Here is a 6,529-nt window from a genome sequence, read left to right on the forward strand (position 1 = left end):
AGGGCCGGGAAAGGTCGCCCCTGCCCGGCCCCAAGTCTACGTTCAGGAGAGAACGAACTCAGAAGCGATAGCGGGCACCCAGATAGAACTGCCGTCCCGTGTGGTGATAGACCGAGGTCGACTGACGGCTGTCGTCGCCGACGTACTGGTGGTTTTCCTCGTCCGTCAGGTTCAGCCCCTCGAAGGTCAGGCTGATCTGGTCGGTCAGGTTGAGGCTCGCCGCCATGTCCCAGTTCAGGGTTGCCTGCTTGCCCTCGATCGCGTTGCCGTTCCGACCGGGTACGTTCTGCAAATAGGCCTCGCGATACGACGCCGAGATCCGAGCTGAGAAACGATCGTCCTCATAGTACAGTGTGCCGTTGTAGGCCGTCGGCGACAGGGCCGCGAGGTCGTCGGTCACGAACGTCGTGCAGAGGGCGTTCGAGCAGTAGTCGATCTCGGACTCAACGTGCGTGTAGTTGAGGATGACACCCAGGTTCTCCAGCGGTCCGGGCAGGAAAGTGAAGGGCTGCTGGTAACTGACCTCGAAGCCCTTCAACGGCCCGCCGTCGGTGTTCACCGCGCTGGTCAGCTGGAAAATGGTCGAGGGCGAGCAGACGCCAGTGCACAGTCCCGGCGCGAAGGCCGAGGGGTTGAGCGCCGTAAGGTCCGAATAGGGCAGGTCCTGACGCAGCACCTGAATGTAGGTGTCGATATCCTTGTAGAAGTAGGCGAAGGACAGCAGGCTCTCGGGGGCGAAATACCACTCCACGCCGAAGTCATAGGTGGTCGCCCGGAACGGCTCCAGCAGGACGTTGCCGATCGTCGCAGTGAAGTTCGGTCCCGTGGCGTTCAGCGAGGTGGTCGGCACCAGATAGTTGGCCCCCGACAGACCGTTGTTGATCTGAGGCCGGGCCATGACCTTGGCGGCTCCGAAACGGACCACAACGTCTTCCATCGGCTCGAGCGCCAGGTTCAGCGACGGCAGGGTGTCATCATATTCATTCGTCCCCGACACCGGCGTTCCACCGCCGATCGACGAGAAACCCTCGGCCAGCAGCTTCGTGTTGACCTGACGCACACCAACATTGCCGCGCAAGGGCATGCCCAGGATGTCGGTCTCGAAATCGGCCTGGATATAGTAGGCCAGATCCTGTTCCTCGACGTTACGGTTGCCGCCCCGGGCGTTGCCGTTGGTGATGCTGGCCAGGCGGAAGTCGCCGCCCGGAACACCCGTGTCGCAGTTGCAGTAGATGTTGAACAACGCGGCGACGGCGTTCAGATCGGGCACGACCCAGGACCTATCGACGCCGGCCGGGATCAGGCCATTTCCGTAGCCGGTCAGCAAGGTCGAGATACTGGCGACGCTGGACCCGGCTGGCAGGGCCGGGACCACGGTCTCGTCCGCGCGACGGAACTCATAGGACTTGGACGCGAAGGTCTTGTAGTTCACGCCCGCCCGGATGGTCAGCCAGTCGGTCGCGTCATAGGCCAGGTCACCCGAGAAGGTCTCGAACACCGTGGTCACGCCGTTCGGACGGATGCGGATCTCCGATCGGGGCGTGGCTGTTCCAATCTGGCGCCAGGACCAGTTGGCCGGGTCGGCGACGTTGAACCCGTAGTCGATCACCGGCGTGTTCGGATTGCCCCGGAAGTCCCAGGAATAGCCCTGAGTGTTCTGGCGATCGAGGGTGACCGTGGTCTGGATAGGGTTATCGAAGACCGACTCGGCACGCCCGGCGAAGAACCGGCCGCTGAGCCGATCGGTGAACTCGTGCTCGGCGGTGAAGCTGAGTTGCGTGAACTCGGTCGAGAGCTCGTCGAACCGCTGTTCGGAACGGACATCGACGTTGTCGAAAGTGCCGGCCACCAGGGCGTTGTTCTCGACGACGGCGTTCCGGACGATGATCTGGGTCTGACCACCGGCGGCGGCATTGCGGCTGAAGGACAGGCTCTCGAGGAAGTCTTCCTGACGCGTCGCATCCAGTTTGGAATAGAGAACGTCAAACGAGAACGTCGTGCCTTCGCGTGGACGGGCCTGCAGCGAGGCTGTGACGCCCAGCCGTTCCTGCTCGTGGGTCAACCGGCCGTAGCGCGGCAGGCGAGGAATGAAGACGCTGTTCTGATTGGCAGTGTTATAGGCTGTGACATTGCCGGGCGTATTGGCCGGGCGCGGGATGCCCGTGGCGCAGTTGGCCGCGCTGGAGCCCGCAGCGGTGTTGTTGGTCGCATTCTGCGGCGTCACGCCCAGCGGAGAACAGAAGCCGCCCGAGCTGCCACTGCCGAAGGCCGGAGCCCAGCGAACCGAGCTGAACCCTTCTTCGAAGATGCTTCGCTCGCTGTAGGCGACCGACAGCAACGCCCCGAAAGTATCGTCCATGAAGGTGTTACTGATCAGGAAGGCCGCCCGCGGGTCGTAGCTTTCCGACAGGTCGTTGTATCCCATCTGCGCCGAAGCGGCCATGGTGAAGCCGTCGTAGTCGAACGGACGCGTGGTCTGCAGATCGACCGTGGCGCCCAGCGAGCCCTCTTCGGTCTCGGCGGCGGCGGTCTTCCTCACCTTGATCGAGTTGAACAGCTCGGCGGCGAAGACGTTGAAGTCAAAGCCCCGGCCCCGGTTCGCGCCGCCCGAGGAATCGGTGCCGCCGGTGGTGGCCTGGGCCTCCATGCCGTTGATGCGGGTCCGAGTGAAGTCCGAGGACAGGCCGCGCACGGTCAGCGAGCGCCCCTCGCCCGCATCGCGGTCGATCGAGACGCCCGGAATCCGCTGGATGGATTCCGCCAGGTTCAGGTCGGGGAAGTCGGCGATGTCCTCGGCGACAATGGCATCCACCACGCCTGCCTCGTTGCGCTTGATGCTCAAGGCCGCGTTCAGGCTTCCCCGGAAGCCGGTGACGACGATTTCGTCGACCTGGGTCGCCTCCTCGTCCTGCGGCGCGGTCTGGGCCGAGGCGGCCCCGATCCCCAGTGTCAGGGCGATAGCCAGGCCGGACGCGCTCGCGACCAGCCCCCGACGATAGGCGCGCACCCGCGCCGAGTGATCCGAAGTCATAGTGCCTCCTCCCAAGGACATGTCATCGCGCCGACGTGGTCGCCGGTCTATGGTCTGGTCGTTGCGAGGTTCCCCCCACTCCGATTGACACCGGTATCATTTTTGAACGACATGCGCTCTGACACCGGTATCAATGCGAGCCTAACCCGATGATGACCGTTCTTGCAAGCCGTGTGTGTTTCGCGCTCGTCGCGCTGGTCACCGCTTCAGCCGTGGATGTCGCCATCGCGCAGCAGCCCGCCCCGCCCTCGACGAGCCCGGCGCTCCCCGCCTTTCCGGGCGCAGAGGGCGCAGGCCGCCCTTCGCTTGGCGGACGAGGCGGCACCGTCCTGCGCGTGACCAACCTGAACGATTCCGGTCCCGGCAGCCTGCGCGTTGCTGTCGAGGCCGACGGACCGCGCACTGTGGTGTTCGACATCGGCGGAACGATCCGACTTTCTTCTCCCCTGCGCATTCGCGAGCCGCGCATCACGATCGCGGGCCAGACTGCGCCGGGCGGCGGCATCACCCTGCGCGGCCAGCCCCTGATCGTCTCGACCGACGACGTCATCATCCGCTACATCCGCTCCCGCCTCGGCGACGAGGACGGGGCCGAGGCCGACGCCGTCACCATCGACCGGGGCCAGAGGATCATCCTCGACCACGTCTCCGCCTCCTGGTCGGTCGACGAGACCCTGTCGGTCGGCAGCCGCGACCGCGTGATCGACGCCGTCACCGTCCAGTGGTCCATCATCTCCGAGAGCCTGAACGGCTCGGCCCATTCCAAGGGCGATCACGGCTACGGCTCCCTGATCCGCGCGGGACGGGGCGCGGAGATCACCTTCCACCACAATCTCTGGGCCAGCCACCGGGCCCGCATGCCCCGCCCCGGCAACTACCTGACGCCGGACCTGGACCCGGACGGCGCCCGCTTCGCCTTCGTCAACAACGTCTTTTACAACTGGGGCGGAGACCAGGCGGGCTACAACGCCGACGACGACCCGGCGACCGTCTCCATCTACGCCTTCGTCGCCAACGCCTATCGCCGCGGCCCGGACTCCACCGGCGGCGTCATCTTCGAGGAAGAGAGCCCGCTGGCCCGCGCCTGGTTTGAAGCCAACAGCCTGGACGGCGACACCCCCGCCGATCCGTGGAGCCTCGTCGAGGGCGGCGACCGCGACGACTACCGCCTCCCCGCCCGCCCCGACTGGGCGCGGCCGACCGCCACCCCCGCCGCCGAGGCCGAGGCCGCTGTGCTGGCCCGCGCCGGTGCCTCCCGCGTCCGCGATGCCGTCGACGTTCGTGTCATCGCCTCCGTCCGCGATCGCACGGGCCGCATCATCGACAGCCAGGACGAGGTCGGCGGCTGGCCCGACCTCGACCCCGGCACGCCCTGGATTGATGCCGACGGCGACGGCATGCCCGACGACTGGGAACGCGCCCAGGGCCACGACCCAGCCACGCCAGACGGTGACGCCGACCCCGACGGCGACGGCTTCACCAACCTGGAGGGCTGGCTTAACAGCCTCGCCTCCTGACACCTATCCGGTCACAGGCCCCAGCGCCGTACCGCCCCAGAAGGCACAGTTCCGGCGCTCAAAGAAGCGATCGTCCATCCGGTCCCCCTCCGGATCGAACACCCGCACGGGCCCACCCCCTTCGCTGACCCTTGGCCACTCGGCCTCGAAGTTTGGGTCATGCCCGAACCCGGCCCACAGCCGCATCATCCGCTCTGACAGCGCCCTCTGCTCCGGCGTCCACCGTCCCGTGTCCGTGAACAGCCAGGACGTCCCGAACACCGACGCCAGCTCCGACGCATGATAGGCCCCCATGTCGATCCCCATGATCGCGTCGGGGATCACGAACGGCGGCTCCGGATCGGCGAACTCATAGCCGTGCACCGGCACATGGGCCGCCAGCACCCGCCTGAGCGCATCCGCCGGACAGGCAAAGCGGCTGTCGGTGAAGCTCCGCGCGATCGCCACGCCCGGCCCGCCCTCGCCCACCGGATAGAGCGCCAACGCCCGTTCGCCCGCCTCGCCATACAGCCACTGCGTTTGGCGCTCATATCGATCCAGGTTCCTCACCTTGGTCGCGAACAGCCGCGCCTCGTCGGCCGTCGTCCCCACGATCACCGGCACGCGCACGAAGCGACCGCTGGCGAAGGCCTCGGGCGGGCTGACCGGCACGATCCCGTCCGAATGCACCGGTCCCCACGACCCCGGCCCGTTTATGCCCGACCGGGGCGACGGCGCGCGCGCCACCCGCCAAGCCGGCAGCGCCCTCAGGCACGCCACGTCCCAGGCCTCGCAGCCAAGGGCTTCCGCAAAGACCATCCCCTTCACCGCCTCGATCGCCGCCGGGTTCAGAGAATTCGGCTCAAGGCACGGCCCGCTCTGCAGGATCACCCGGTGAAACAGCCCGTCGGACTGCAGCGACGCCATCAGATAGCAGGCGCTCCACGCCCCGGAGCTCTCTCCGAACAGGGTCACGTCGCCGGGATCGCCGCCGAAGTCCGCGATATTGGTCTGCACCCAGCGCAGCGCCGCCTGCTGGTCCATCAGGCCCCAGTTGCCGCCGACCCCGTCGCCCTCAGCCGCGAAATCCGGATGGGCCAGCCAGCCCAGCGCCCCCAGCCGGAAGTTGACCGTGACCACCACCCGCCCCTGCTCGACCGCCAGCCGGCTCGGGTCGTAGTTGGCCCCCGCCCCGATGGTGAACGCCCCGCCGTGGAGGAACACCATGACCGGCAGCGCCGCCTCGCTTCTCGCCGGCGCATAGACGTTCAGGACCAGGCAATCCTCCGACCCAACGACGATCCCGCCCCCGCCGCCCAGCACGGCGTCCCGCCCGATCGCCTGCACGCAGTCCGACCCCAGCCGCGTCGCATCCCGCACGCCCGTCCACGGCTCGACAGGCCGAGGGCTGCGCCAACGGAGCTCGCCCACCGGCGGCGCGGCATAGGGAACGCCTAGGAAGGCGCGGACGCCTGCACCCTTGACGCCGCGGACCTCTCCAGCCCGCGTCGAGGCCGTCGCGAAGGTGCGGTCTTTTGCGAACCGGACATAGTCCACCGCTCCCGGATGAGTACAGGCGGCAAGGGTGACGACGGAGAACAGGAGGAGAAGCCGGAACACGCCCCACCGTGCATCTTGGTGGCGGTAGCGGTCCAGAGATGCCCAACTGACTTTCTTTCGTCATTCCGGGCGAAGCGCAGCGGAGACCCGGAACAGGGCGGCGCGCGCCAGCGCGAAGCTGACATGCACACCGTCGGGAGACACATTTCGCCTTCGCTTTGCTTCGGCGCCGCCTTGTTCCGGGTCTCTGGTCGCTTCGCCCCCGCCGCCCGGAATGACGAACAAAAAAGGGCCCCCGGATGGCTCCGGGGGCCCTTCTTCAACTCAGTCGCTCACGCGCCCAGGCCTTGAGCGGCCGCGCGGTGAGCGTGAGCAGCCTCGCCTTTAAGCGATGATCTTGGCCACGACGCCGGCGCCGACGGTGCGGCCGCCTTCACGGATG

The 6,529-nt window shown here is 67.2% G+C and carries 3 protein-coding genes; 1 reads left to right on the forward strand and 2 read right to left on the reverse strand.

What is annotated here, in order from left to right:
* Positions 1-58 precede the first annotated feature (58 nt).
* A complete protein-coding gene (locus tag IP78_RS03915) occupies positions 59-3,031 on the reverse strand; it encodes a TonB-dependent receptor (protein WP_054110402.1) in 2,973 nt (990 codons plus the stop codon).
* Between the two features lie 152 nt (positions 3,032-3,183).
* On the opposite strand from IP78_RS03915, the gene IP78_RS03920 reads away from it, so the two are divergent.
* A complete protein-coding gene (locus tag IP78_RS03920; protein ID WP_156320270.1) occupies positions 3,184-4,548 on the forward strand; it encodes a polysaccharide lyase family 1 protein in 1,365 nt (454 codons plus the stop codon).
* Between the two features lie 3 nt (positions 4,549-4,551).
* Here IP78_RS03920 and IP78_RS03925 read toward each other — a convergent pair whose 3' ends face one another.
* A complete protein-coding gene (locus IP78_RS03925) occupies positions 4,552-6,147 on the reverse strand; it encodes a carboxylesterase/lipase family protein (protein WP_054110404.1) in 1,596 nt (531 codons plus the stop codon).
* Positions 6,148-6,529: the final 382 nt, after the last annotated feature.

The sequence above is a fragment of the Brevundimonas sp. AAP58 genome (genome assembly GCF_001295975.1).
Lineage (GTDB): Bacteria > Pseudomonadota > Alphaproteobacteria > Caulobacterales > Caulobacteraceae > Brevundimonas.